The organism is Lentilitoribacter sp. JB5-8 (genome assembly GCF_055693385.1).
On record NZ_CM146332.1, the window covers coordinates 2,377,719 to 2,402,625 of the forward strand.

General features: G+C 44.4%; 27 protein-coding genes. 19 read left to right on the forward strand and 8 right to left on the reverse strand.

What is annotated here, in order from left to right; all coding sequences use genetic code 11:
• Position 1: 1 nt before the first annotated feature.
• Positions 2-253, reverse strand: coding sequence for a hypothetical protein (locus ACZ1GZ_RS11670; protein ID WP_472665049.1), 252 nt, complete (start codon positions 251-253; stop codon positions 2-4).
• An 82-nt stretch (positions 254-335) separates the two neighbouring features.
• Positions 336-1,583: an SPOR domain-containing protein gene (locus ACZ1GZ_RS11675; RefSeq protein ID WP_472668287.1), complete on the reverse strand. Its 1,248-nt coding sequence runs from the start codon at positions 1,581-1,583 to the stop codon at positions 336-338.
• A gap of 357 nt (positions 1,584-1,940) precedes the next feature.
• Here ACZ1GZ_RS11675 and ACZ1GZ_RS11680 point away from each other — a divergent pair, with 357 nt between their 5' ends.
• The 3 genes from ACZ1GZ_RS11680 to clpA all read left to right on the forward strand — a co-directional run bounded on the left by ACZ1GZ_RS11680 (position 1,941) and on the right by clpA (position 5,461).
• Positions 1,941-2,237: a phasin family protein gene (locus ACZ1GZ_RS11680; RefSeq protein ID WP_472665050.1), complete on the forward strand. Its 297-nt coding sequence runs from the start codon at positions 1,941-1,943 to the stop codon at positions 2,235-2,237.
• Between the two features lie 286 nt (positions 2,238-2,523).
• Positions 2,524-2,859, forward strand: a complete 336-nt coding sequence (gene clpS, locus ACZ1GZ_RS11685) for an ATP-dependent Clp protease adapter ClpS (protein ID WP_472668288.1) — start codon at positions 2,524-2,526, stop codon at positions 2,857-2,859.
• A 10-nt stretch (positions 2,860-2,869) separates the two neighbouring features.
• Positions 2,870-5,461, forward strand: coding sequence for an ATP-dependent Clp protease ATP-binding subunit ClpA (gene clpA / locus ACZ1GZ_RS11690; RefSeq protein ID WP_472665051.1), 2,592 nt, complete (start codon positions 2,870-2,872; stop codon positions 5,459-5,461).
• A gap of 44 nt (positions 5,462-5,505) precedes the next feature.
• Here clpA and ACZ1GZ_RS11695 read toward each other — a convergent pair whose 3' ends face one another.
• Positions 5,506-6,495, reverse strand: coding sequence for a bestrophin-like domain (locus tag ACZ1GZ_RS11695; protein ID WP_472665052.1), 990 nt, complete (start codon positions 6,493-6,495; stop codon positions 5,506-5,508).
• Between the two features lie 143 nt (positions 6,496-6,638).
• On the opposite strand from ACZ1GZ_RS11695, the gene ACZ1GZ_RS11700 reads away from it, so the two are divergent.
• On the forward strand, positions 6,639-7,352 hold the full coding sequence (locus ACZ1GZ_RS11700; RefSeq protein ID WP_472665053.1) for an AzlC family ABC transporter permease: 714 nt from the start codon (positions 6,639-6,641) through the stop codon (positions 7,350-7,352).
• Complete coding sequence (locus ACZ1GZ_RS11705; RefSeq protein WP_472665054.1) at positions 7,349-7,699, forward strand: AzlD domain-containing protein; 351 nt, start codon at positions 7,349-7,351, stop codon at positions 7,697-7,699. The genes ACZ1GZ_RS11700 and ACZ1GZ_RS11705 overlap by 4 nt, the downstream gene beginning before the upstream one ends.
• Here ACZ1GZ_RS11705 and ACZ1GZ_RS11710 read toward each other — a convergent pair.
• On the reverse strand, positions 7,696-8,112 hold the full coding sequence (locus ACZ1GZ_RS11710; RefSeq protein WP_472665055.1) for an HIT family protein: 417 nt from the start codon (positions 8,110-8,112) through the stop codon (positions 7,696-7,698). The two genes, ACZ1GZ_RS11705 and ACZ1GZ_RS11710, sit on opposite strands and share 4 nt — an antisense overlap.
• A 19-nt stretch (positions 8,113-8,131) precedes the next feature.
• Positions 8,132-9,319 carry a GNAT family N-acetyltransferase gene (locus tag ACZ1GZ_RS11715; RefSeq protein WP_472665056.1) on the reverse strand — a complete coding sequence of 396 codons (1,188 nt, stop codon included), beginning with the start codon at positions 9,317-9,319 and terminating at the stop codon, positions 8,132-8,134.
• A gap of 106 nt (positions 9,320-9,425) precedes the next feature.
• Between ACZ1GZ_RS11715 and ACZ1GZ_RS11720 the strand changes: the two genes are divergently transcribed.
• Positions 9,426-9,716, forward strand: coding sequence for a hypothetical protein (locus ACZ1GZ_RS11720; RefSeq protein WP_472665057.1), 291 nt, complete (start codon positions 9,426-9,428; stop codon positions 9,714-9,716).
• Between the two features lie 11 nt (positions 9,717-9,727).
• Here ACZ1GZ_RS11720 and ACZ1GZ_RS11725 read toward each other — a convergent pair whose 3' ends face one another.
• Positions 9,728-10,450 carry a glycerophosphodiester phosphodiesterase family protein gene (locus tag ACZ1GZ_RS11725; RefSeq protein ID WP_472668289.1) on the reverse strand — a complete coding sequence of 241 codons (723 nt, stop codon included), beginning with the start codon at positions 10,448-10,450 and terminating at the stop codon, positions 9,728-9,730.
• Positions 10,434-10,931, reverse strand: coding sequence for a RidA family protein (locus tag ACZ1GZ_RS11730; RefSeq protein WP_472665058.1), 498 nt, complete (start codon positions 10,929-10,931; stop codon positions 10,434-10,436). The genes ACZ1GZ_RS11725 and ACZ1GZ_RS11730 overlap by 17 nt, the downstream gene beginning before the upstream one ends.
• A gap of 151 nt (positions 10,932-11,082) precedes the next feature.
• On the opposite strand from ACZ1GZ_RS11730, the gene ACZ1GZ_RS11735 reads away from it, so the two are divergent.
• Together ACZ1GZ_RS11735 and ACZ1GZ_RS11740 are read left to right on the forward strand one after the other, a co-directional pair.
• Positions 11,083-11,910: a cell envelope integrity EipB family protein gene (locus ACZ1GZ_RS11735; RefSeq protein ID WP_472665059.1), complete on the forward strand. Its 828-nt coding sequence runs from the start codon at positions 11,083-11,085 to the stop codon at positions 11,908-11,910.
• Entirely contained in the window at positions 11,903-12,370 is a 468-nt protein-coding gene (locus tag ACZ1GZ_RS11740; protein ID WP_472665060.1) for a GNAT family N-acetyltransferase, read from the forward strand. The genes ACZ1GZ_RS11735 and ACZ1GZ_RS11740 overlap by 8 nt, the downstream gene beginning before the upstream one ends.
• Before the next feature lie 2 nt (positions 12,371-12,372).
• Here ACZ1GZ_RS11740 and ACZ1GZ_RS11745 read toward each other — a convergent pair whose 3' ends face one another.
• The gene (locus ACZ1GZ_RS11745) at positions 12,373-13,398 is read right to left on the reverse strand and encodes a threonine aldolase family protein (protein ID WP_472665061.1); all 1,026 of its coding nucleotides are present in this window, start codon (positions 13,396-13,398) and stop codon (positions 12,373-12,375) included.
• Between the two features lie 234 nt (positions 13,399-13,632).
• Between ACZ1GZ_RS11745 and rpsB the strand changes: the two genes are divergently transcribed.
• The 11 genes from rpsB to lpxA all read left to right on the forward strand — a co-directional run bounded on the left by rpsB (position 13,633) and on the right by lpxA (position 24,907).
• Positions 13,633-14,421, forward strand: coding sequence for a 30S ribosomal protein S2 (gene rpsB / locus ACZ1GZ_RS11750; protein WP_472665062.1), 789 nt, complete (start codon positions 13,633-13,635; stop codon positions 14,419-14,421).
• Positions 14,422-14,590: 169 nt separating this feature from the next.
• On the forward strand, positions 14,591-15,511 hold the full coding sequence (gene tsf / locus ACZ1GZ_RS11755) for a translation elongation factor Ts (RefSeq protein ID WP_472665063.1): 921 nt from the start codon (positions 14,591-14,593) through the stop codon (positions 15,509-15,511).
• Between the two features lie 147 nt (positions 15,512-15,658).
• Positions 15,659-16,381: a UMP kinase gene (pyrH, locus tag ACZ1GZ_RS11760; protein WP_472665064.1), complete on the forward strand. Its 723-nt coding sequence runs from the start codon at positions 15,659-15,661 to the stop codon at positions 16,379-16,381.
• A 49-nt stretch (positions 16,382-16,430) separates the two neighbouring features.
• The gene (gene frr / locus ACZ1GZ_RS11765; RefSeq protein ID WP_472665065.1) at positions 16,431-16,988 is read left to right on the forward strand and encodes a ribosome recycling factor; all 558 of its coding nucleotides are present in this window, start codon (positions 16,431-16,433) and stop codon (positions 16,986-16,988) included.
• Between the two features lie 28 nt (positions 16,989-17,016).
• Positions 17,017-17,760 carry an isoprenyl transferase gene (locus ACZ1GZ_RS11770; RefSeq protein WP_472665066.1) on the forward strand — a complete coding sequence of 248 codons (744 nt, stop codon included), beginning with the start codon at positions 17,017-17,019 and terminating at the stop codon, positions 17,758-17,760.
• Between the two features lie 127 nt (positions 17,761-17,887).
• Entirely contained in the window at positions 17,888-18,742 is an 855-nt protein-coding gene (locus tag ACZ1GZ_RS11775) for a phosphatidate cytidylyltransferase (protein WP_472665067.1), read from the forward strand.
• A 40-nt stretch (positions 18,743-18,782) separates the two neighbouring features.
• On the forward strand, positions 18,783-19,943 hold the full coding sequence (rseP, locus tag ACZ1GZ_RS11780) for an RIP metalloprotease RseP (RefSeq protein ID WP_472665068.1): 1,161 nt from the start codon (positions 18,783-18,785) through the stop codon (positions 19,941-19,943).
• Positions 19,944-20,175: 232 nt separating this feature from the next.
• Complete coding sequence (gene bamA, locus ACZ1GZ_RS11785; protein WP_472665069.1) at positions 20,176-22,509, forward strand: outer membrane protein assembly factor BamA; 2,334 nt, start codon at positions 20,176-20,178, stop codon at positions 22,507-22,509.
• A gap of 55 nt (positions 22,510-22,564) precedes the next feature.
• Entirely contained in the window at positions 22,565-23,629 is a 1,065-nt protein-coding gene (gene lpxD, locus ACZ1GZ_RS11790) for a UDP-3-O-(3-hydroxymyristoyl)glucosamine N-acyltransferase (RefSeq protein ID WP_472665070.1), read from the forward strand.
• Positions 23,622-24,092 (forward strand): 3-hydroxyacyl-ACP dehydratase FabZ, encoded by a 471-nt coding sequence (fabZ, locus tag ACZ1GZ_RS11795; protein ID WP_472665071.1) that lies wholly within the window; start codon positions 23,622-23,624, stop codon positions 24,090-24,092. Before lpxD ends, fabZ begins: the two co-directional genes overlap by 8 nt.
• Entirely contained in the window at positions 24,092-24,907 is an 816-nt protein-coding gene (gene lpxA / locus ACZ1GZ_RS11800) for an acyl-ACP--UDP-N-acetylglucosamine O-acyltransferase (protein WP_472665072.1), read from the forward strand. The genes fabZ and lpxA overlap by 1 nt, the downstream gene beginning before the upstream one ends.

A 24,907-nucleotide genomic window follows, 5' to 3' on the forward strand; every position in this document is an offset into this window, starting at 1 on the left:
CTTAAACTTTAATACGGACGGCATTGTAGCCGGCTGAATTAATGCTTTTGATACTCACATTGCCACGTGGTTGGGACATGCGCCATGCACGCGCCCCGTGGCTTAGCAATGTAGTTACAAGATCCTTAGTGCTGTTTGATTTTGAAAATCTTTTTTCAGCTAACCATGATGCCGCATTTAAAAGCGGGTTATTAGAGACAGAACTTTGGTTCTTATAAGCGCCCCGAAATGGGGCATTTTTAATCGTTGGCATAAATAAAACCTCAATACGCAATACAAAAGAGAGGGTAACGGAGTGCCAAAAATACTATATTGGCACAATTTCTAATTCATAGTTATTGGGATGCAGCCCAGCACCCAACACCTTTTTTCTTCAAATATTTACATGCAGCTACTGCTTGGTTTTGACCACTAAAGCCACCAAATCGAGCGCGATAAAACTTCTGACCATCCTTTACAAAGGCCATTGTGAACGGTTGAGCACGTTGAATAGATGCACCGCCTACTTTTTTAGCTTTGTCTAACAGTGATAATGCTTCATTCTGGTTTGGGGATGCACCTACTTGCACAACCCAACCTGTTGGTAGCTTCGTTGAAGCTGTGTTCACCGGATCAACACCATCTGCAGGTGCTGGTAATTTTGATACAGCCTGTGCTGCAGGGGCCGGCACTTTCACAGGTGCATAGGCTGAAGCAACAACCGCATTGGAACCACTTGGACGAACGGCAGGTACCGGAACGTTTTTAGGTAAAGTCCCTTTGACCGACGGCACAAGACCGTTGATCCGAGTTTTTGCCATAAAGTTACCTTTACCGCGCTTTGAAGCTTTGCGCAGATATTGGCTGATGAGTTTCTGCATTTGTGCATTTCGGCTTGCACCTGAGCGGCCACCCATCACAACAGCAACGATGGAACGGCCATCTGCTTTAACTGAACTAACCAGATTAAAACCAGATGCACGTGTATAGCCTGTTTTAATGCCATCTACACCACGAACGCGGCCTAACAGGCGGTTGTGGTTGCCGTAAGTTGCTTTTCCATACTTAAATGAGCGTGTTTGGAAGTATTTGTAATATTGTGGGAAATGCTCTCGCAAGGCTAAACCAAGACGTGCCATATCACGAGCTGTTGTGACCTGACGTGAATTAGGAAGACCATGTGCATTTTTAAACGTTGTGCTCTTCATACGTAGCGAACGCGCTTTTTCCGTCATCAAACGCGCAAAATTGGCTTCACTACCACCCAAAAATTCACCCGTTGCCGTTGCAACATCATTGGCTGACTTTGTAACCAGCGCCAAGATAGCTTGTTCTACTGTGATCGTCTGTCCAGCACGAACACCAATTTTTGATGGCACCTCAGCAGCAGCGTTTTTAGAAACACGAATACGAGTGGATTTTTTAATCTTACCGCGTTCAAGTGCTTCGAACACCAAATACAATGTCATCATCTTAGTAAGTGATGCAGGGTAACGTTTGGAATCTGCATTATACTTATAAAGTGTGCGGCCCGTTTTCGCGTCAATCACAATGCCGGCATATTTCGAATTGGCTTGCGCTGTAACAGGTACACTCATCATCATAATGGCAGCAAGTACCAAAATAACAAATCGTTGTATGTTGAGTTTTAGAAAATGTGAGGCGTTGCAAACAAGGTTAGAACTGACGCTATTAATATCCACGATATTTACTCTTTACGCTAAAAATGATCCAAATCCACGCCACCCCCGTGGGTTACTTGATCGCGATAATAGCCTGTTAGGGTTACCAAGAAGTTTACCGCTTGCATAAAAAACACTTGTTTTTGCTGCAATGCAAAAACGTTTATGCTGCGTTGCACAAAAATACTTGACATTATTGTGCGGTGCACATATATCTGGTTTCAACACACTCACACATGAAGGTCAATTTACATGTTTAATTTCGATCAAGTTACAAAAATGAACCAAGACGTAATCAACGCTGTGACAGCTTCTTCAACAGTTGCTCAAAAAGGTCTTCAGCAGATTGCTTCTGAAACATCAGAATTCACAAAGAAAAACTACGAAGATTCAGCTGCTGTTGCTGAAAAACTAGTTGCTGCAAAATCTGTTGAGACAGCTTTTGAAATCCAGAGCGATTTCGCAAAATCTTCTTATGAAGCTCTTGTTGCTCAATCAACAAAACTAGGTGAACTATACACAAGCCTTGCAAAAGAAGCTTACGCTCCTTTTGAAGCTGTTGCTAAAGCTAAGTAATATCCTTAACTGCTTCCTCCTAGCAGCAGACATATAGTTCTTACGTTTAAACCCGGTTGGCCTCCCACAACTGGGTTTTTTCGTGTGCGCAGCAAAATCAACTAAATTACATGTTAGTTTCACAAAAGTTTTTCGCACTATTATGCTGTTTTTTCTGGTCTTGTTCAGACTAGGGGTTAAAATATGTTTAGCGAATACATAAGTTAAGGATCGACAAAGACCCATGTCTCAGTTTGGAGATAATTTGAAAGTGAATACAATGTCGGATGAGTTAAAAATTCTGACAATGCAGGATAATGATAAAGATCCTGACGGCAGCGGGCCGGATGATGATTTGTATGCGGTAACGGCAACTCGGCCAAAACCGAAAAAACCAAGTCTTTACCGAGTTTTGCTGTTAAATGACGATTACACGCCAATGGAATTTGTGATCCATGTATTGGAACACTTCTTCCAAAAAGACCGTGAAGCGGCAACGCGTATCATGTTGCATGTTCACAATCATGGCGCAGGTGAGTGCGGGGTCTTTACTTATGAGGTTGCAGAATCCAAAGTAACACAGGTCATGGACCTTGCTCAGGAGAATCAGCACCCTTTGCAATGTGTGATGGAAAAGAAATAAGGAACAAAAATTGCCTACATTTTCCAATTCTTTAGAACAATCGCTTCACAGAGCGCTCACGTTTGCGAACGAACGCAGACATGAATACGCGACTTTGGAGCATCTATTGCTTGCTTTAATCGAGGATGATGATGCAGCCGCAGTCATGCGCGCGTGCAATGTCGATCTTGATCAGCTTAAGCGAATTGTCACAGACTATGTTGATAAGGATCTCAACAATCTGGTGTCAGATTTTGGTGAAGATTCAAAACCAACGACAGGCTTTCAGCGTGTTATTCAGCGTGCGGTAATCCATGTTCAATCATCTGGTCGCGATGAAGTCACTGGCGCTAACGTGCTTGTAGCAATTTTTGCAGAGCGCGAAAGCCATGCAGCATATTTCCTTCAAGAACAGGAAATGACCCGTTTTGACGCCGTTAATTTCATCTCCCATGGCATTGGCAAACGTCCAGGGTCTGGTGAAGCGTCTTCGCGCGGATCAGATATGCCAGATAGTGGTGCTTCCAGCTCGCCTGAAGGCGATCAAGGTGATGAAGCAGGTGGTGCAAAGAAGAATCAGGATGCCCTAACTGCTTATTGTGTTGATCTAAATGCAAAGGCTGAAAAAGGTAAGATTGATCCGCTCATCGGTCGTAGCGATGAAGTTGACCGCACAATCCAAATCCTGTGTCGTCGGTCAAAAAACAATCCGCTTTACGTCGGTGACCCTGGTGTGGGTAAAACCGCGATTGCCGAAGGTTTGGCAAAACGCATCATTGAAAAAGATGTGCCTGAAGTCTTAGAAGGTTCAATCATCTATGCACTTGATATGGGTGCGCTTCTTGCTGGCACTCGTTATCGCGGCGACTTTGAAGAGCGCCTTAAACAGGTGATGAAAGAGCTTGAAGATAAACCAGAAGCGATATTGTTTATCGATGAGATCCACACCATCATTGGTGCAGGCGCGACATCAGGTGGTGCAATGGATGCGTCCAATTTGCTTAAGCCTGCTCTTGCTTCGGGTAATATTCGTTGTATCGGTTCAACGACCTATAAAGAATATCGTCAGTTCTTTGAAAAAGACCGCGCTTTGGTGCGTCGTTTCCAGAAGATTGATGTGAATGAGCCGACGATTGACGAGACAATCGATATCTTGAAAGGTCTTAAAACGCGTTTTGAAGACTACCATAATATCAAATATACCGAAGATGCGATTAAAGCAGCGGTGGAATTGTCTGCTCGTTACATTACTGATCGTAAATTGCCGGATAAAGCGATTGATGTGATTGATGAATCCGGTGCGGCACAAATGCTGCTTCCTGCTGATAAACGTGCCAAACGTTTAACAGAGAATCAGATCGAAGCCACGGTTGCCACCATGGCCCGCATTCCGCCTAAAACCGTATCTAAAGACGATACACAAGTGCTTGCATCGCTTGATAAAGAGTTGCGCAGCGTTGTGTACGGCCAGGATAATGCAATTGAGCAACTAACGGCTGCCATTCGCTTAGCCCGTGCTGGATTGCGCGAGCCAGATAAACCAATTGGTTCCTATCTGTTCTCAGGTCCTACAGGTGTTGGTAAAACAGAAGTTGCAAAACAACTTGCATCATCGCTCGGTGTTGAACTTCTTCGTTTTGATATGTCTGAATATATGGAGCGTCATACGGTTTCGCGCCTTTTGGGTGCGCCTCCCGGATATGTCGGCTTTGACCAAGGTGGTTTGCTCACCGATGGTGTAGATCAACACCCTCATTGTGTGTTGCTTCTTGATGAGATCGAGAAGGGGCATCCCGATATCTACAATATCTTGTTGCAGGTTATGGATCACGGTTCATTGACCGATCATAATGGTAAGAAGATTGATTTCCGCAATGTTGTTCTAATCATGACCACCAATGCTGGTGCAGCTGATGCTGCAAAACAAGCCATTGGATTTGGTTCGTCAAAACGCACTGGTGATGATGAAGAAGCAATCAATCGCTTGTTCACACCTGAATTCCGCAACCGTTTGGATGCGATCATTCCGTTTGGTTCATTGCCAACGAAGGTCATCCACAAAGTGGTTCAGAAGTTTGTTATGCAGCTTGAAGTTCAGCTTGCTGAGCGCAATGTGACCTTTGATCTAACAGATGAAGCCATCGAATGGTTGGCCAATAAAGGGTATGATGAACGCATGGGTGCGCGACCGCTAGGACGCGTTATTCAAGAACACATCAAGAAGCCTCTGGCCAATGAGTTGCTTTTCGGCAAATTGACCAAGGGTGGCACTGTGAAGGTGAAAATCGGCACGGATGATGCGGGTAAGACTGAGATTGAGCTTGAATCAATTCCGGCAACAGCACGCGCTAAACCTAAAAAAGAAGCCACGCCGAAAAAAACACCAGCTAAGAAAACAGCGTCTAAGCCTGCAGCTCGAAAACGCGCTGCGCCAAAAGGTAAGTCAGGTGGTTCATCAGGGTCTGATCCAAAAGCACCTGATGGTGATCCGGCATCTGCCAAAGCAAAAGCAGCACCAAAGCGAACCGCAAAGGCTAAAACTGAGTCTGAAGCGGAAGCAAAGCCGGCACCTAAGCCGCGCAGAACTTCACCAACGGTTCCAAAAGTGCCGCGCAAGAAGTAACAAAGATAACAAAGCCCCATTCGAAAGTTTGGGGCTTTTTTGTTTTAAGTTCTTTCTTGCAAATCCAGATTTTTTCTAAAGTTTAGATCGATGCTTTCAAATGCATCCACTGATACTTGCCAGAACCCGTCAAAGGGTCGGTCAAGATCAATTAGCATAACTAGAAGAAACGAGTATGTGTAACTAATTAACGGGATAATGATTTCATTAAATTTAAAGCCATTCGGATTGATGACAAAGAACATTGCAACAATGGATGCCGACATGACAGCGATAATAAAAAAGAGAAGCGGGGACATATTATTGTGTAAGCAGCTTATTCGCTTCGACCTGATCATAATCAAATCTGAAAACCCTTGCACAATGCCTTCCAGTGCAATGCGATCATTATCGTGTTCGATCTCAAAACACTCAATGTGATCAATGCAGTCACTCAAGATTTTTGAGTTCTTGGTATAAACATCAGACTGCGCATTATCTATCATATTTGACACATAAGAGTTGAGTTTCACCCGAATTTCGCCCAGTTTTTCCTGCGTCTTGCCCAGATGAACATTATCAAAAAATCTCAATAGCGATGAGATTGAGAGTATTTGATTAGCTTCGTCGCGCAATGTGTTTTTAAGATCATCAAAATCTTGCATTGCTTTCCATAGACAGAAAGCAAATGTAATGGCGTGGAGCGTTGAAAGGATCGATAACGCGGTATCGATTGTGTCGCGGTCATTATAGAGGTTTTTGCTAAATGCGGACAAATAGCAGGAATTTTCGACATATCGAAATGCTGCCCACGCGAAAATCGAGATAATGAACGGTATGCCACATCGGATTGCCAATATCCCGATTAATCCGCTAAATCTCTCTATCATGACAGGAATCAGCAAGATCGTCCAAAACGGGTAAAACCATACAGCCCATTCCAGTTCTGTTGCGTAAAGCGCCGTGATGGCAAGGCACCCGGTGATTAATACAATAATGCCGACGGACTTCTTGTAGTTATAGCTTTTTGTCAGATATCTTACAGGTCTTACCATGAGTAGAATGCTAGTTATAATTTTCTTTTAAGTTGTTTTTTGATAGCATTCGATAATTGGTTTTGTAAAGAACATTGCGCTTAGATTAAAAATAACTGTTGCTTTGAGCCGTTTTGGCATATTCAGAAATCATGAATTCTCAAATGACTAAGACTCAAGCTTTCTGGCAAGGCGCACGCGTTTTGTTCACATTGCCATCTTTATTTTTGGCCAGCGCGATTCTAGGTTTTGCCGGACTTGCAGTTGAGGTGGGTATTCCCATGCTGGAAGTTGCATTCATGAATGCAGCAATTTGGGCTTTACCATCAAAGTTGATACTTATCTCATCAATCGTTAGCGGTACGTCTTTATTGGCAACTTCTATCGCAGTTGCGCTCGCATCAGTGCGCTTTGTGCTGATGGTTGCAAGTCTGTTTCCGGAAATCAGGCAGAAGTCGACACCAACCTGGCAATTGCTACTATTATCTCATTTTGTCGCGATTACAGCATGGGTCTATTCGTTTGAGAAAATCAAAGATATTCCGCGAGAGATGCGGGTGGTCTTTTTTGCAGGCGCTGGATCATCGCTTGTTACCTTTAATACACTCATGATCTTAGCGACTTATCGCATCATTGAAACATTTCCACCCGAAGTACTAGGTGCTTTGTTTTTCCTAACGCCAATCTATTTTCTTTATTCGTTATGGCGAAATGCGCGCGATTATTCCGTTTATATTGCCATGGTGCTGGGTCTTGTGTTGTCACCAGTTGCTACGATTTTATTTCCGCAAGTGGATATTTTGGTAGCTGGGATTATTGGCGGAAGTTTAGCGACCGGGATATATGTTTTATTTGAGCGCAGAAAGCAGGTCCAATGACCTACCACATGCTGGATAACTGGTGGTGGCCGTATTTATTCATTGCGGTTGCTGGTTGGCTTGCAACCGATATTTGGCGTTGGATCGGCGTATTGGTGGGAAACCGCTTGGAAGAGGGTAGTCTTGGGCTGTTATGGGTGAGGGCGATCGCAACATCAATCATTGCAGCGATCATCGCAAAACTGATTATTTATCCCACAGGTTCACTGCTTGATTTTGATATCGTCGTGCGCATAGGTGCTGTGATTTTTGGCTTCATTGTTTTTATTCTTGCAAAGAAGCGCATTATAGCCGGCATCGTCACGTCGCTTTCATGCTTATTTATTGGCAATTGGCTGTTGTTTTAAAGCGCAGCTTTGATTTTCTCAGCATTTGCGATCAATATATCCATCTCTTCCATTTTGCCAGCCGGTGGCTTAAGCGCAATCCCATCATAGCGGGGAATAACGTGAAAATGCAGGTGAAAGACTTCTTGCCCACCGGCAGGGTCATTATGTTGACGAATAGTAATGCCATCAGCGTTAAAAGCTGTTTTACAAGCTTTCGCGAGCTTTTGCGTAATCAATATTGTGGCCGTTAGCGCATCAGTTGAGATATCATAAATTCCAACAGCTGGCTCCTTTGGAATGATAAGGCAATGACCATCAGATTGCGGCATCACATCCATAAATGCCAAGACATTATTATCTTCATAAAGCGTCACATTGGGAATTTCCCCACGTAGAATTTTTGCAAATATGTTCTGATCATCGTAGCTCATGTAATCGGCTCCTTATCTTCTAGCCATTCTTAGCTTTAAACGGCGCCCGCGTCTCTAATATCTCTAAAATTTCCCCAACCTCTTGGCGCTCGTGATGAAGATAGTCTGAAATCGCATTTCGAAAACCTTCATGAGGAATGTAATGAGCGGAATATGTCATTTTTGGTAAATACCCACGTGCCAGTTTATGCTGGCCTTGAGCGCCAGCTTCAACACGTTTCAACCCATTCGCAATCGCATAATCTATAGCTTGATGATAGCATACTTCGAAATGCAAATAGGGGTGATCTTCAACACAACCCCAATGGCGTCCATAAAGGCAATCAGAGCCGATAAAATTGATCGCACCGGCAATATAACGGCCATCACGTTTTGCCATAATAAGCAAAATATCGTCGGCCATGCGTTCACCGATCAACGAGAAAAAGGATCTGGTCAGATAGGGACGACCCCATTTCCGCATGCCGGTATCCATATAAAACTGATAAAATTGATCCCAGATGCCCTCAGTCAATTCCTCGCCTGTAAGCCAATCTATGGAAATATCATTTTCAAGCGCAATGCGACGTTCTTTCTTGATCGCTTTGCGCTTGCGAGATGCAAGTGTGTCCAAAAAATCCACGTAGGATTGATAATCTGCGTTTTCAAAATGAAATTGCTGATCATTGCGAACCAAGAAACCCTGTTTTTGTAATAGCTCAGCTTCGTCTTCTGGCATAAAGGTGACATGTGCGGAAGATAATTGCAATTGATCGGTCACCTGACATAATGCGGATGCCAATCCCAAACGAACGGCTGTGGTATTTGCATTTTTGTTGGCCAGAAGACGAGGTCCGGTCGCGGGGGTAAATGGGACCGAACATTGCAGTTTTGGGTAATATCGACCGCCCGCGCGTTCCCAGGCGTCAGCCCATGCATGATCAAACACATATTCGCCCTGACTATGGGATTTTACATAGGAAGGCAGCGCACCCAATATATCGCCTTCTGAATTGGATAAAACCAAATGCTGCGGCAACCAGCCCGTTTCGCGCGATACCGAACCAGATTGTTCAAGCGATGACAAAAAATCATGGGAAACAAATGGGTTATACGAAGAGGTGGAATCATTTTTAGAAGCGCCAATAAACTGATCCCAATCAGATTTTGACACCTCGTTAATTTGCGAGATGGATTGAACAGTTAGAGAATTGTCTGCGTCAGTCATCGGGGTGTAAACAACTTTAAGTATTTGTTTGAGAAAAAAGTGCTTGATACTAAATTAATGGTTGTATATTTGTGGTGTACTTAAAAAAATACCACTGTGAGGCGCAATGAATCAAAATATTTCTCAACAAATTATCGCTGATAAAGCTGAAATTGAATTGATTGCCGAAGCGCATGATGAATCAACAAGTCTAAGTTGGTTATGGGCATTTTTGTTCGGTCCAATTTACTATTGGGTCCATGGATTTGTGGGACGTGGGTTTATAGTATTTTTTCTAAATTTCATTTTTATTGGCATTATCATTTCACCGTTTCTAGCGAAACCTGCCTGGCGGGAACGAGCTTTATCAAAAGCAGAGAAACTGCACGCTGTAAATGCAGCAAGTCGACGGGCTTAAGTTGCCCAAAATTACGCAGGATCAAAACCCTCAAATGTAATTTGATCAGCATGTTGATCTGACAGTTTTTGTTGCTCAAGATTTCGAACCGTCCATGTGATGATTTTCCTACCTTGTTTACGCTGCGCCTCAATGAATGGATTAGGCACATCATCAATATCGTAAGAGAAAAAGGAAACGCCAAATGCAAGAGCTTCTTCGTGTTTAAAAAACACTTCAGGATCTTGTCCTTCGGCGGTTAATCCAATCGGACATTGGCAACCAAGATCATGAAAATCCCTGAGCAAATGCTGGCCAAACGACATCACAGCAATTGGCCCTTTATAATTTTCAATATCGTCCAGAACAGCGCCGGCAAAGCCATCATCATTGGCTTCACGCCCCTTGAGTTCAAGAATGAGCGGTACTTTGCCGTCAACCATGTCTAATAAAGTTTTTAGCGTCGGTATTTTATCCCGGCTGCCACCCACCGATAATTGCGTGAGTTCAGATGCCATTTTATCACGCACATCACCACCGATCCCGCATAGACGTTTTAAGTCAAAGTCATGAAAAACCATTGGGACACCATCTGCAGAAAATTGCAGATCGCATTCAATCGCATAGCCACCATCAATCGCAGCCTCAAAAGCACTCATCGTGTTTTCAAGTATGCCTTCGTCTTTATCGTGTAACCCGCGATGTGCAATGGGAAGCTTAAACAGCCCTGCGAGTGCGTTAGCGTCCGGTACCATATTCTTCAAATTCAATGATCGCATCAATTTCAACAGCAGCATTTAACGGTAATGATGCCATACCAACAGCAGCACGCGCATGAATTCCGCAATCGCCTAAAATCTCAGCCAGAAAATCAGATGCGCCGTTAATCACGAGATGTTGTTCATGAAAGTCAGGTGTCGATGACACAAAGCCATTGATTTTCACCACTTGCTTGATACGGCCCAATTCACCCAAAGCCGACTTAGCCTGTGCCAGAATATTAATCGCACAGAGCTGCGCAGCATGAGCGCCTTGTTCTACGGTAACTGAATGGCCAAGCTGTCCTTTTACCGCAATCTGCCCGTCCTGCATTGGCAATTGCCCAGAGATGAACAGATGATTGTTCGACATTGTATAAGGCATGTAATTGGCTGCAGGTGGTGCAGCTTTTGGCAATACTATGCCACGAGATGACAATCGCGCTTCAGCCATACGGGCATCAAGTGAAAGTGACATATTGGGTAGTTCCTTGTTACGAGCTCTTAAAGCAGACATTAAGCCTTTTACGATGATTCGTCCCAGTTGGATAAGAAAAGTCTACACATCGCCGCATTGTCTGACTATATTCTGTTACAAACCACAAACAGAGAGCACTGCGCAATATTTTATGACCAAAACATCCACAATTTTGAAGACACTGTGTTCGGCTGCAATCTTTGCATCGAGCTTTGCAACATCACTTTCCGCGTCACAATTGCTTCCCCATCGAGCGGTTTATGATCTGAAGCTCAAAGACGCATCGCAGCGCTCAGGTATTTCAGGCCTTGCCGGACGTATTGTCTATGAATTTAGGGGTTCAGAATGTGATGGTTATACGGTAAATTTTCGCTTTGTGAGTGAAATTTTCACTGGTGAAACAGTACGCGTGACAGATCAGCAAACATCAACCTATGAAGATGTGGGTTCAGACACTTTTCAGTTTGTTACGCGTTCCTTTATCAATCAAGAGCTAGATCGCGAAACACGCGGTTCTGCGGAAAACAATGCCAAAGAATTAGTGGTTGGTCTTAAAACACCGGCAGAGAATGAAATTAAGTTGCCAAATGCTGCGTTTCCTACAGCGCATTTAATTGAGCTTATTGAAAAAGCCAAATCTGGCGAGACAATTTATGAAAGCCGTATTTTTGACGGTTCTGATGGTGCTGATAAATCATTGATCACGACAAGCATTATTGGACAGATGTCCGATGGGCCAAATGAAACCGATCCGGAGGTTAAAATTATCGGTGAGGGGGCAAAAGCCTCATATTGGCCAGTATCGTTGTCGTATTTTGAGGAAACAGAAACAGGCGACACAATGCCGATCTACCGAATTGCATTTAAACTTTACGAGGATGGTGTAAGCCGAAGTCTTACTATGGATTATGGCGAGTTTGTCATCGAAGGCAAAGTTTCAGGTTTTGAAATTTTAGAAAAAGAAGCGGCCTGTGACTGATCAAAGTATCACTGACCAAGTGGAAAATGTTATTATCCGCCGCATGCAAACGGGGGATCATTCAGATTGGCTTGCGCTTTGGGCAGGATACAACACCTTTTATGAACGCAGCGTCACAGACACCGCCACCAATCGCACCTGGAATTCTTTGTTAGCGGGCAATGGCGAACCGTTTGGTTTTGTTGCCGAGTTTGATGGCAATGCCGTTGGTTTCGCGCATTATTTCTTGACGATTTCTACATCAGATGATGGTCCGCGTTGCTATTTGCAGGATCTGTTTGCAGATCCTAGCGTTCGCGGTAGGGGCATTGGGCGCGCGTTGATTCAAACGGTATATGAAGATGCTGATCAGCACAATGCATCCCAAACCTATTGGCTAACAGCAGAAGATAATCATACCGCGCGAAAGCTCTATGACGCGGTCGCCAATAAAACACCATTTATCAAATATGCGCGTTAGGCTCAGCCCAACATTTCAATAAATCGATCCACCTTCGTTTCATCTGTTGCCCAAGAGGTCACAAGGCGTAGCTGGGTGTGCTTATTATCGATGACTTTCCAACGATAAAAATCAAACTCGGTTTCAAGATGTGTGATGACTTCATTTGGCAGGATCGCCATGAGCATATTAGCTTCGCATTCTGCGGCCATTTCATATCCCGCAGCTTTAATCCCAGCGGCCATTTTCGCAGCCATTTGATTGCCGCGTTTGGCAAGTTCGAAGTAAAGACTTTCTGTGAAGAGCTCTTTAAACTGATGCCCAAGCGCGCGACCTTTGGCTAAGAGCGCACCGCGTTGCTTGAGATGAATTTGGAAATCTTCCGCTAAACTTTTGTTGGGAATAACAATCGCTTCGCCAAATAATGCGCCAGCTTTCGTCCCCCCAATCCAAAAGATATCGGCAAAAGATGCCACATCTTTGAGCGTTAAATCAGAATGGTCAGATGCAATGGCAGCGCCCATACGCGCGCCATCAATCATAAAGAGTAGCTTATTGTCTTTACAAATCTTTGAAAGTGCTGCCACTTCATCACGTTTATAAACGGTGCCGATCTCAGTCGCATTGGAAATATATACAAGGCGAGGGCGTGTGACATGCGGGAAATGATTATGCGTATCAATGACCTTTTGCAGGTTTTCCGCAGTCAGTTTGCCATTTTCAACATCCGCTGTAATCACCTTATGACCTGTCGCTTCGATCGCGCCAGCCTCATTTGTTTGAATATGCCCAGATAATGGTGCAATCACAGCTTCATGGGATTTCAGCGCACAAGCATGGATTATCAAGTTCGCCAATGTGCCGCCAGATACAAAGAATATATCTGTGTCTGTTGTTCCCATCTCATTGCGGATAAGATCACGCGCAGAAACAGAATAGATATCTGTTCCATAGGGTGTGGTTTGCACCATATTGGTCTCTGTCAATGCTTTTAAAATGTTGGGATGACAGCCTTCGCTATAATCGTCGCGGAAGATATATTTAGACACGATTGAACCTCAATTTATAATAACGCCTACCTAAATGAATCTGCCGGGCTAAGTCAAAACCATTCTTATTGGCCAAAAGCGCAGAAAACACTTGCATTTCAGCTCATATAGGCATATGTGAGCCGCATTCCACATGCAGATTTGGGATTGTTCGGGGAGAAATCCGATCCATTCCGCCCGGTGGCATTCATTTGCTTCTATCTGCAGAGGTATAACCGGTAAAGGAGAAAAGACATGGCAATGCCTAGTTTTTCAATGCGCCAATTGCTAGAGGCAGGCGTACACTTTGGGCACCAGACACACCGCTGGAACCCTAAAATGAAAAAGTTCATCTTTGGTGAGCGCAATAACATTCACATCATTGACCTTGGTCAAACATACCCAATGCTTTCAAATGCATTGCAGCTTGTGTCTGACACAGTTGCAAAAGGCGGTCGCGTACTATTCGTTGGTACAAAACGTCAAGCATCTGAAATCGTTGCAAAAGCAGCTGAAGAATCAGCTCAATACTACGTGAACGCACGTTGGTTGGGTGGTATGTTGACGAACTGGAAAACAATTTCCAATTCAATTGCACGTCTTCGCAAGCTTGATGAATTGCTTTCAGGTGACGCTTCTGGCTTTACTAAGAAAGAACGTTTGAACCTTGAGCGTGAGCGCGAAAAGCTTAACCGTGCTTTGGGCGGTATCCGCGATATGGGTGGTACACCTGATTTGATTTTTGTGATCGACACAAACAAAGAAGGCATCGCAATTCAAGAAGCTAAGCGTCTTGGCATCCCAGTTGTTGCAATCGTTGATTCTAACTGTGATCCAGATATCGTTGATTACCCAATTCCTGGTAACGATGATGCGGCTCGCTCAATTTCGCTTTATTGTGATCTTGTCTCTCGTGCATGTATCGATGGTATTGCGCGTCAGCAAGGCGCTTCTGGCGTTGATTTGGGTGCACAAGTTGAAGCACCAGCTGAAGCAGCTCTTGCAGAAGAGCCAGCAGCTGAAGAAGCACCAGCCGCTTCTTAAGGCACACTTAATTGATAACGATTTTGGCGGCGCGCGATCCAAGCAGCCGCCAATGTCGTAAATTTGAGACAGTACGCATGTACTGAGATTTGAAACGGTACGATAAGTATCTATATGATGTGTTGAAACATTTCTCGACATTTCAATATTCTGGCAAAAAGAGGCTATTATGAGCATCACAGCAGCAATGGTTAAAGAACTGCGCGAAAAATCTGGCGCAGGTATGATGGATTGTAAAAAAGCGCTAACGGAAGCTGGCGGCGACATGGAAGCAGCAGTCGATTGGTTGCGCGCAAAAGGTATCGCAAAAGCTGACAAAAAATCTGGTCGTACAGCGGCTGAAGGTCTTGTTGGTATTGCAAGCGACGGCAATTCAGCGGTTGTTATCGAACTTAACTCTGAAACAGACTTTGTTGCGAAAAACGACGAATTCCAAAGCCTTGTAAATGGAATTGCTGACGCAGCTCTTTCAACAGATGGTACAGTTGACGCGGTTCTAGCGACAGCACACCCATCAGGTAAATCTGTTGATGAAACAGTTAAAGCGGCAATCGGCACAATTGGTGAGAACATGACACTTCGTCGTTCTGCAAAATTGTCTGTGGGTTCTGGTGTTGTTGCATCATACATCCACAATGCAGTGACAGACCGTCTTGGTAAACTTGGTGTTCTTGTTGCTCTTGAATCTGAAGGTGATGCAGAAAAACTAGCCGCTGTTGGTCGTCAGGTTGCAATGCACATTGCAGCGACAAGCCCATTGGCTGTGACTTCTGAAGAAGTTGACAAAGACGTTGCGGAGCGCGAGCGTCAAGTATTCCTTGAGCAAGCTAAAGAATCTGGCAAGCCAGACAATATTGCAGAAAAAATGGTTGAAGGTCGTATGCGTAAGTTCTTCCAGGAAGTTGCACTTATGTCTCAGCAATTCGTTATGAACCCTGACCAAACTGTTGCAGAAGCTGTTAAAGCGGCTGAAGCTGACGTTGGTGCGCCAATTGCCGTAACCGGCATGGCTCGCTTGCTACTTGGTGAAGGCGTTGAAAAAGAAGAAGAAGATTTCGCAGCTGAAGTTGCAGCGACAGCTAAAGGCTAATTTCGTTTAATTACGAAAACTTCTTATGTTTTATTAAGGGCATCGCGTGACAACGCGGTGCCCTTGGTGTATCGGGGGTGTCGAATATATAAATGAGATACCGAATCTCTCCTTAAACGGATAATGACAGACGATAAAGGGTGCCAAATGTCAGAAGAACCAATCTACAAACGTGTATTATTCAAAGCTTCCGGTGAAGCGCTAATGGGTGATCAAGGATTTGGGATTGATGTGAATGTAGCGGATCGGATTGCGGGCGATGTTGCAGAAGTTCACAATATGGGCGTGGAGGTTAGTATCGTTGTTGGTGGTGGTAACATTTTTCGTGGCGTAGCTGTCGCATCAAAAGGTGGTGACCGGGTGACGGGCGATCATATGGGCATGCTGGCAACGGTTATTAATGCGCTGGCATTGGCTACGTCTTTGCGTAAGCGCGGTGTTGAAACCGAAGTCTTGTCTGCGATTGCGATGCCAGAGCTTTGTCAGAGTTTCTCACAACGCGCAGCTCAACATCATCTCAACAAAGGTCGTGTTGTCATTTTTGCTGGCGGAACAGGAAATCCGTTCTTAACAACAGACACAGCCGCAGCTTTGCGCGCTGCTGAAATGGGCGCTGATGCCATCTTTAAAGGCACGCAAGTTGATGGGATCTATTCAGCAGATCCAAAAACCTCGCCAGATGCGACGCGCTATGAAGAGCTCACACATGATGTTGTGCTTGAAAAGGGTCTTGCTGTTATGGACACAGCAGCTGTTGCGCTCGCTCAAGAAAATAACTTGCCAATTGTTGTCTTCTCAATCCACGAAAAGGGTGGTTTTGCCCAAATCGTAAAAGGTGGTGGACGTTCAACGATTGTGCGTGATAAATAAACCTGCAATTTTGGAATTGCTCAAGTTTTAGGGAATGTTGGAGGCAAAAATGGCCGGTGTAAATTTAGATGATTTGAAACGACGTATGGATGGTGCGGTCAACGCATTTAAATCCGATATTGCCGCTTTGCGCACAGGTCGCGCATCTGCAAATCTTTTGGACCCAGTCATGGTTGATGCCTATGGTTCAAAAGTGCCGCTCAACACAGTGTCGAATATCTCAGTTCCAGAGCCTCGCATGCTTTCTGTTACCGTATGGGACAAGAGCATGGTTGCTGCGGTTGAAAAAGGTATCCGTGAAGCAAATCTTGGGTTTAATCCAATCACCGATGGTCAAAACTTGCGTCTTCCTTTGCCGGATTTGAATGAAGAGCGCCGTAAGGAGCTGGTGAAAATCGCTAATGGTTATGCTGAAAATGCTAAGGTAGCCATTCGTCACGTTCGTCGTGATGGCATGGACAGCCTTAAAAAAGCCGAAAAAGATGGTGACATTGGTAAAGATGAAGCTCATGGTGAATCTGACAATGTGCAAAAGATGACGGATGACACAATCAAAGTCGTTGACGCAATGTTGTCTGAAAAAGAAACTGAGATCATGACAGTATAGTTTTCCAGCTGGGGCCGGGTGCGAATATATGCAATCTGCGAACACAATCAATGCGCCACGGCATGTTGCCATCATCATGGATGGCAACGGCAGATGGGCTCAATCACGCGGATTATCGAGAAGCGCAGGTCACCAAAAAGGCGTTGAAACATTACGCCAAGTTGTGCGCACAGCCGGCGAAGCTGGCGTTCAATATTTAACTTTATTTGCATTTTCATCTGAAAACTGGAGCCGACCACAAGAAGAAGTTGGCTTTTTGATGGGGCTTTTGAAAAAGTTCATAAAGCGAGATCTTGAAGAACTTCGTTCTGAAAATGTGCGTGTAAAAATCATCGGTGGCCGGGAAAACCTGAAATCTGATATCCTTGATTTACTAATTGAGGCGGAAGAGAACACCAAGCAAAATGATGGTTTGAACCTTGTTATAGCCTTTAATTATGGCGCACGTGATGAAATAGCGCGTGCGACAAAGCGCATGGCTGCTGATATTAAATCAGGTGTCTTGTTGCCCGAAGAAGTTTGCGAGGCCAAAATCTCCAGCTATTTGGACACAAGCGATATACCAGATCCCGATCTAATCATTCGTTCTAGCGGGGAACAAAGACTTTCAAACTTCCTATTATGGCAGGCTGCATATGCAGAATTTGTATTTGTTGATGAATTGTGGCCCGATTTCACCAAAGATGTTTTTCATCGTGCGTTAGGTGCGTATCAAAAGCGAGAACGCCGCTATGGTGGCGTTGAAAGTGCAAAACTCATAGCAACTTCTTGAGGATGAAGCGCTTTAAGTTGTTTTCAACCGATATTTTAGCGTGTAACTTAGCGTTCCAGAGGGAACGCAAATGTCATTACATAATCAACAATTACTCCTGACTTTATTTCAAGGTTTAACCCGATAAATGTCACGTGAGTTAAAACTACGCATCATTTCCGCGGTTGTTTTAGGTGCGATCACGCTCGTTGATACTTGGATTGGCGGTGTTTTTTTTGCAGGCCTTGTTATCATTGTTGGTTTCTTACTGTTCTATGAATGGAGCAAAATTACGCGCACCACTAAACGTCAACCTTTGGTAAATTTTATTGGCTGGTTTACGCTCGCGGTCGTAAGTATAAACATCCTGTTTTCCATGCTCGAACTGGCGCTGATCAGCTTAGCTATCGGCGCACTGCTAGCAGCGGCTATGGGGTGGGGGAAGGCAAAAAATCTTTGGGTATTTGGGGGAACCATTTATGCGGGATTACCCATCATCGCTTTCACTCAACTGCGCGGCAATGAAACGTCAGGTTTTTATGACCAGATGGGTCTGTTCGCGATTGTTTTTGTGTTTGTCATTGTTTGGGCAACAGATATCTTTGCATATTTCTGCGGTAAAGCTTTAGGTGGACCAAAACTTGCGCCATCTATTTCACCCGGGAAAACCTGGTCAGGCGCAGTTTTTGGATTATTTGCCGGCGTTGGTGCAGGAATCGGAATTGTGCTGCTCATCAGCAGCGGCGGCGGGTATTTTGTCCCAATTTTAGCCGTAGTGCTTTCGATATCCAGTCAAATTGGTGATCTTTTCGAATCTTGGATTAAACGTCGATTTGGCGTGAAAGACTCAAGTAATCTTATACCAGGGCACGGTGGATTTATGGATCGATTGGACGGGATGATCTTTGCTGCGGTTGCGGCATTTTTGATCGCGCTTCTCGATCAGTTTTATGCTGGTACAGACGCCTCTCATGTGTTAGCAATTCATCTGCTTGGTTTGTGATTAACTCAATTCATATTCGCCCAATTGGCGGAAAGATTTCATGGATATTCTAAATTCAATTTTTTCGATTTTTACCGGAAATATTCTCGTATTCATCCTAATTTTATCAGTTGTCGTCTTCATCCATGAGATGGGGCATTATCTTGTCGGCCGCTGGTGCGGTATCTATGCGACAACATTTTCTATCGGATTCGGTAAGGAAATTTGGGGTTTTGATGGAAAAGACGGTACCCGTTGGCGCGTCGCGATGATTCCACTGGGTGGGTATGTAAAGTTTTTCGGAGATGAAAATGCCGCCTCAATGCCGGATGGTGACGAGCTGCAAGAAATGTCAGACGCAGACAAAGCGCGATCGTTTCATCATGCTTCGGTGCTACGAAGATCTTTAACCGTTCTTGCCGGCCCAATGGCAAATTTCATACTTACCATTGTTATTTTTACAGCATTTTTTGCCGTTTACGGCAAGCAAACCACGGATCCAATTATCAGCCAAGTTGTCGAACAATCACCAGCGGAAGCTGCTGGTTTGCAGCCCGGTGATTTATTTGTGTCGGTAGATGGGATCGAAATAAACGTCTTTAATGATGTTAAGCGCTACATATCTTCGCGGCCTGAAACTGAAGTTGATATCACCATTAATCGTAATGGCAAAGAACAGGTTATTTCGCTCATTCCAGACCGCAAAGTAACCGAAGATCGCTTTTGTAATAAAATTGAAGAAGGCATAATGGGCGTTGTTGTGGTGCCAGATGAAACCAATTCACGTCGGTTAGAATACGGTCTTGTCGGCGCTGTAGGGCAGGCTTTTTCCGAAAGCTGGTTCATTGTCACACGCACGTTTGATTATATTGGCAATATTATTGTCGGGCGTGAAAGCGCGAAACAATTAAGTGGGCCAATTGGTATTTCTAAAATGTCGGGGCAGGTCGCAACGCTCGGGGTTGTTGCTGTTATTCAATTGATTGCGATTATCTCACTTTCAATTGGCCTACTGAATTTGATGCCTGTTCCAATTTTAGACGGCGGGCACTTGGTTTTTTACGCAATTGAGGCGATTCTTGGACGACCCGTGAGCCCCAGAGCACAGGAATATGCCTTCCGAGTCGGTATTATGCTGATTTTGTGCCTAATGCTGTTCACAACATTTAACGATGTGACATCTTTGTTCAACCACGGATGTGAAGTCCCTCAAGCGCAATAGTTGCGTCAAAACAACAGTTTTACGCTTCTTTGCATGTTTGTTCGTTAATAGACTGTTTACTTTAATCAATTCTTCTTCCGGGCATTGATTAAAAATGATACATTAAGTAAACGGAATTTAACTCTTTTCCTTGCTTGTAGAGTAAAAGAGTTTTAAACACGTATTTAGTTTCGAGTCAGAAATCCGTTTCTGGCGCGTGTACTGCTTGGTTAAAAAGAAGGTAGTTTGGTCGATGAAGTCTCGTTCACGTTTATTGAGTGCTGTTTCAGCAGTTGCATTATCGACGGGTATTGCGATATCCGGTTTGGGAACAGCAACAATCGCAATGACGACAATTGCAGAGGCTGCGTCGGTAAGTCGTATTGTTGTCCGCGGAAATACTCGTGTTGATGATGCAACGATTATCAACAATATCACAATCTCACCGCGCCAGCGTTTTAATAACGATGATATCGATGATTCAGTGAAGCGCCTATTTGGAACCGGATTTTTCTCCGATGTTCGAATTAGTATTTCAGGCGGCAGCTTGGTTGTGACTGTTGAAGAAAACCAAATTGTTAATCAGGTTATCTTTAACGGAAATAAAAAGATTAAAGACCGCAGTCTTGCAGCTGCTGTTCAGACAAGGCCGCTTGGGCCATACAATGAATTGTTGTTGAATGCCGATATTGCAGCAATCCAGGATGCTTATGCTGGCATTGGTCGTGAAGACGCAACGGTAACAACACAAGTCGTACAATTGGGCGACGGACGCGTTAACATCGCTTTCCAAGTGAATGAAGGTGACCGTACCAAGATTTCAACGATCAACTTCGTTGGTAATAATGCATTCTCAAATGGTCGTCTTGCAGACGTTGTGTCTACAAAGCGTTCAAACTTCCTAAGCTTTTTGATCCGCAAAGACATTTATGACGAAGACAAGCTTCGTGCTGATGAAGAACTTTTGCGTAGCTTTTACTATGACCGTGGTTACGCTGATTTCCGCGTAATCTCATCTTTTGCAGAGCTTGATGAAACATCAAACAAATACAACATCACATTCACGGTTGATGAAGGTGAGAAGTATGACTTTGGTGCTGTCACAGTCGATAGTACAATTCCAAATATTGATGCATCATCTTTGCAAGGTGTTATCAAAAGCCGCACCGGCAACACATATAGCGCCAGCAAAGTTGAAGACACAATCGCTGCGATCGCAGATGAGGTTGCCAACCAGGGTTATCCTTTTGCTCAAATCACACCACGTGGTGACCGCGATTTCTCAGGCCGCACAATCTCAGTTGATTATTTGGTTGATGAAGGTCCGCGCGCATATGTAGAGCGTATTGAAATTATTGGTAACACACGTACGCGTGATTATGTTATCCGCCGCGAATTTGACATCAGTGAAGGCGATCCATTCAATCAGGTGCTGTTGCGTCAAGCGACTAAGCGTTTGAATGCATTAGGTTATTTTTCAAATGTTGATATTTCAACACGTCAGGGTTCAGAAGCTGACCGTGTGATATTGGTTGTCAACGTAACTGACGAGCCAACAGGTGAGTTTGGTATCGGTGGTGGTTATTCAAATACGACAGGCGCATCGGCTGATATCTCAATTACTGAACGCAACTTCTTAGGACGTGGCCAATTCATTAAATTGTCTGCTGGTCGCGGTGAAGATTCTCAAGAGTATCAACTGTCATTCACAGAGCCTTATTTCTTGGGTTACCGTTTAGCAGCTGGTTTTGATATCTTCAGAAAAGAAGACACTTCAAACTCTGGTTATACTGGCCTAAACACAGGTACAACACTTCGTATTGCTGCACCTTTGACCGAGAATCTTACATTCTCTGCCAATTATAACTACAACTTGCAGGAATTTAATGCTGGCGGTACGTCAACATCAAATCCTGAGCAAGCTATTATCGATCAAGGCGAGCGTACAAAATCTTCCCTGGGCTACACAATTACCTATAAAGACTTTGATAGCGAAACATTCACGCGTGAAGGCTATGCATTGCGTGTGTCTCAGGAATTTGCAGGTCTTGGTGGTGATGAGAAGTTTATCCGCACGACTGCAAAAGCCTCATATTTTGACGTTGTTTCAGAAGCAGCTGATCTTGTGGCTAATCTCACGGTCGGTGCAGGTCATGTTGCCGCAACAAGTGGTAATTTGAGCGTGTTCGAGCATTTCTACCTTGGTGGCGAGACAGTTCGTGGCTTTGATACAAAAGGTATTGGTCCAACGATCAACAACGCATCAAACTCAGCTGTTGGTGGTACAACATACTTCAACGCAAGTGCAGAAGTTAGCGCACCGTTGCCAGCTGTTTCACGCGATTTCGGTTTAAGATTTAATATCTTTGCTGATGCAGCGACATTGTACGGAAATGACATCTCAGCTGCTGATATTGGCGCTCAAACAGTTTCTGGTACGAGCATGGAATGGCGTGCATCTGTTGGTGCGGGTATCACATGGGCATCACCATTTGGTCCATTGCGCGTGTTCTATGCTGAACCAATCGCAAAAGAAGCTAACGATAAAATCAAGAAATTTGGCTTTGGTGCAACATCGAGATTCTAAGTTCCTTAGTTAATCGATATCAATAGATTTAGTTGGCTGTGGGTGGCAACTTGATATGGAAAATAAATTCTTTTCTCCTACAAGTGCGCTTACAGTCAGCCAGATAATCAAGCTAACAAATTCCACGCCATCATCAGACGAGTTTAACGACATCAACATCGTTGATGTGGCGCCAATTGCGCGTGCGAAAGCCAATCAGATAAGCTTTATCAATTCGCGTAAATCTCTGAGTTTATTGGATGATTCTGAGGTGAAGGTTCTATTTTGCAACAAGGCTTTAGCATCAAGAATTAGTGATGATATTTTGGCGCTCATCGTGCCAAACCCGCAGAAAGCCTTTGCAACAATTCTAAATGTTTTCTACCCAGATGCCGCTGGTGCTGCCTCAACCGGAACAACCAGTGGTGTTTCACCAAACGCCTATATTGATAGTTCTGCAACAATTGAAGCCAACGTTATAATTGAACCAGGCGCTGTAATAGGTGCGGGTGCGAATATCGGGCAGGGAACATTAATTGCAGCAAATGCCGTCGTGGGAAAAGGCGTTCAGATCGGAAGAGACTGCTCAATTGGATCGCATGTGAGCATTTCAAACGCGCTTATTGGCAATCAGGTGACAATTCATTCAGGTGTCCGCATTGGTCAGGAAGGTTTTGGCTATGTGTCGGATCAAGATGGACACCACAAAATTCACCAGATCGGTCGTGTCATCATTCAAGATAGTGTTGATATTGGTGCAAATACGTCAATTGATCGTGGTGCAATGGATGATACGGTGATTGGCGAAGGAACGAAGATCGACAATCTGGTACAGATCGCGCACAATGTTCGCATTGGTCGTCATTGTATAATCGTCTCGCAAGTTGGTATTGCCGGCAGTGCTGAACTGGGCGATTTTGTTTTGGTCGGTGGAGCTGCGGGAATTGTCGGGCACGTTAAAATTGGTGATCGTGCACAAATTGCAGCCACGAGTGCTGTGGCAACAGATGTGCCAGAGGGTGCAAGATGGGGTGGTATTCCAGCTCGCCCAATGACAGCGTTCCTACGTGATGTTGCGGACATAAACGCACGTGCATTCGGGCGCGGTAAGTATAAAAAAGAAGGACAAAAAGATGAGTGATGGTGACGTAAAAACGCTTGGTTCGGCTGATATTCAGAAAATATTGGAATTACTCCCACATCGATATCCTTTTTTGCTTGTTGACAAGATCATTGAAATTGATGGCGATAATTCTGCGATCGGCATTAAAAATGTCACTATGAACGAGCCACATTTTACCGGCCATTTTCCTGGTCAGCCAGTTATGCCGGGCGTTTTGATTATTGAAGGCATGGCACAAGCTGCTGGTGCGATTTGCATGATGGCAGCGGAAATTGAAGCTGATGTTGTCTATTTCATGACCATTGACAATGCGCGTTTTAGAAAACCAGTTGTGCCTGGTGATGTGCTTGAACTTCATGTTCAAAAAACCAAGAAACGCGGCAATATATGGAAATTCCACTGCGATGCTATTGTTGATGGCAATAAAGTAGCGGAAGCGGACATTGGTGCCATGCTCGTGGCCAATGAAAGTGCTGAGTAATGATTGCAGCCACGGCAGAAATTCATCCAACAAGTATTGTTGAAGATGGGGCACAAATTGGCGAGGGCTGTAAAATTGGCCCTTTTTGCACCATTGGACCAAAGGTTAAGCTTGGAGCAAATATAACTATTCGCAGCCATGTTGTAATTGACGGCAATACAACGATGGGGGCAGGCTGTAAGATCTTTTCGCATGCGGTTTTAGGCACAGAGCCACAAAACATACATTATAAGGGCGAAGATACAGAGCTTATCATCGGGGAAAATTGCGAAATCCGCGAAAACGTGACTATGAATACCGGCATGCCAGATGCTGGTAATAAAACCGTTGTGGGTAATAATTGTCTATTCTTGGTCAATTCACATGTTGGTCATGATTGCCGTCTTGGAGACAATATCATTTTGTCCAACAATGTTATGCTTGGCGGTCATGTCGAAGTCGGTAACAATGTTATTATGGGTGGTGGCGCTGGCGTACACCAGTTCGTTCGCATTGGTCACCACGCCTTTGTTGGCGGTATCTGCATTGCGAAAAACGACGTTATTCCTTTTGGTATGGCAGATGGTGTGCCGGGCGAGCTTGTTGGCCTAAATGTTATTGGTTTGCGCCGCGCGGGATATGCAAAACAGCAGATCTTGGATATTCGTCGTTTCGTAAAAAGGGTTTTTGAAGGTTCAGGTACTTTCAAGCAACGCCTGGCAGATATTGATCCTTCGCAATTGGGCGAGGCTGAAAAAGATATTTATGATTACATCAGCGTTGATAGCAAACGGGGCTTGATAACGCCAAGACTGTCCCACAAGTCGCAGGATTAA

What these genes read in the sequence shown, in the direction of transcription:
- bamA (WP_472665069.1), top strand. Translation starts at nt 20,176, where the DNA reads ATGAAGTCTCGTTCACGTTTATTGAGTGCTGTTTCAGCAGTTGCATTA.
- ACZ1GZ_RS11670 (WP_472665049.1), bottom strand. Translation starts at nt 253, where the DNA reads ATGCCAACGATTAAAAATGCCCCATTTCGGGGCGCTTATAAGAACCAA.
- ACZ1GZ_RS11725 (WP_472668289.1), bottom strand. Translation starts at nt 10,450, where the DNA reads ATGGTACCGGACGCTAACGCACTCGCAGGGCTGTTTAAGCTTCCCATT.
- ACZ1GZ_RS11695 (WP_472665052.1), bottom strand. Translation starts at nt 6,495, where the DNA reads ATGGTAAGACCTGTAAGATATCTGACAAAAAGCTATAACTACAAGAAG.
- pyrH (WP_472665064.1), top strand. Translation starts at nt 15,659, where the DNA reads ATGTCAGAAGAACCAATCTACAAACGTGTATTATTCAAAGCTTCCGGT.
- ACZ1GZ_RS11735 (WP_472665059.1), top strand. Translation starts at nt 11,083, where the DNA reads ATGACCAAAACATCCACAATTTTGAAGACACTGTGTTCGGCTGCAATC.
- fabZ (WP_472665071.1), top strand. Translation starts at nt 23,622, where the DNA reads ATGAGTGATGGTGACGTAAAAACGCTTGGTTCGGCTGATATTCAGAAA.
- ACZ1GZ_RS11775 (WP_472665067.1), top strand. Translation starts at nt 17,888, where the DNA reads ATGTCACGTGAGTTAAAACTACGCATCATTTCCGCGGTTGTTTTAGGT.
- ACZ1GZ_RS11705 (WP_472665054.1), top strand. Translation starts at nt 7,349, where the DNA reads ATGACCTACCACATGCTGGATAACTGGTGGTGGCCGTATTTATTCATT.
- ACZ1GZ_RS11770 (WP_472665066.1), top strand. Translation starts at nt 17,017, where the DNA reads ATGCAATCTGCGAACACAATCAATGCGCCACGGCATGTTGCCATCATC.
- ACZ1GZ_RS11710 (WP_472665055.1), bottom strand. Translation starts at nt 8,112, where the DNA reads ATGAGCTACGATGATCAGAACATATTTGCAAAAATTCTACGTGGGGAA.
- ACZ1GZ_RS11700 (WP_472665053.1), top strand. Translation starts at nt 6,639, where the DNA reads ATGACTAAGACTCAAGCTTTCTGGCAAGGCGCACGCGTTTTGTTCACA.
- lpxA (WP_472665072.1), top strand. Translation starts at nt 24,092, where the DNA reads ATGATTGCAGCCACGGCAGAAATTCATCCAACAAGTATTGTTGAAGAT.
- ACZ1GZ_RS11720 (WP_472665057.1), top strand. Translation starts at nt 9,426, where the DNA reads ATGAATCAAAATATTTCTCAACAAATTATCGCTGATAAAGCTGAAATT.
- frr (WP_472665065.1), top strand. Translation starts at nt 16,431, where the DNA reads ATGGCCGGTGTAAATTTAGATGATTTGAAACGACGTATGGATGGTGCG.
- ACZ1GZ_RS11715 (WP_472665056.1), bottom strand. Translation starts at nt 9,319, where the DNA reads ATGACTGACGCAGACAATTCTCTAACTGTTCAATCCATCTCGCAAATT.
- clpS (WP_472668288.1), top strand. Translation starts at nt 2,524, where the DNA reads ATGCAGGATAATGATAAAGATCCTGACGGCAGCGGGCCGGATGATGAT.
- tsf (WP_472665063.1), top strand. Translation starts at nt 14,591, where the DNA reads ATGAGCATCACAGCAGCAATGGTTAAAGAACTGCGCGAAAAATCTGGC.
- rpsB (WP_472665062.1), top strand. Translation starts at nt 13,633, where the DNA reads ATGGCAATGCCTAGTTTTTCAATGCGCCAATTGCTAGAGGCAGGCGTA.
- ACZ1GZ_RS11675 (WP_472668287.1), bottom strand. Translation starts at nt 1,583, where the DNA reads ATGATGATGAGTGTACCTGTTACAGCGCAAGCCAATTCGAAATATGCC.
- rseP (WP_472665068.1), top strand. Translation starts at nt 18,783, where the DNA reads ATGGATATTCTAAATTCAATTTTTTCGATTTTTACCGGAAATATTCTC.
- lpxD (WP_472665070.1), top strand. Translation starts at nt 22,565, where the DNA reads ATGGAAAATAAATTCTTTTCTCCTACAAGTGCGCTTACAGTCAGCCAG.
- ACZ1GZ_RS11730 (WP_472665058.1), bottom strand. Translation starts at nt 10,931, where the DNA reads ATGTCACTTTCACTTGATGCCCGTATGGCTGAAGCGCGATTGTCATCT.
- ACZ1GZ_RS11680 (WP_472665050.1), top strand. Translation starts at nt 1,941, where the DNA reads ATGAACCAAGACGTAATCAACGCTGTGACAGCTTCTTCAACAGTTGCT.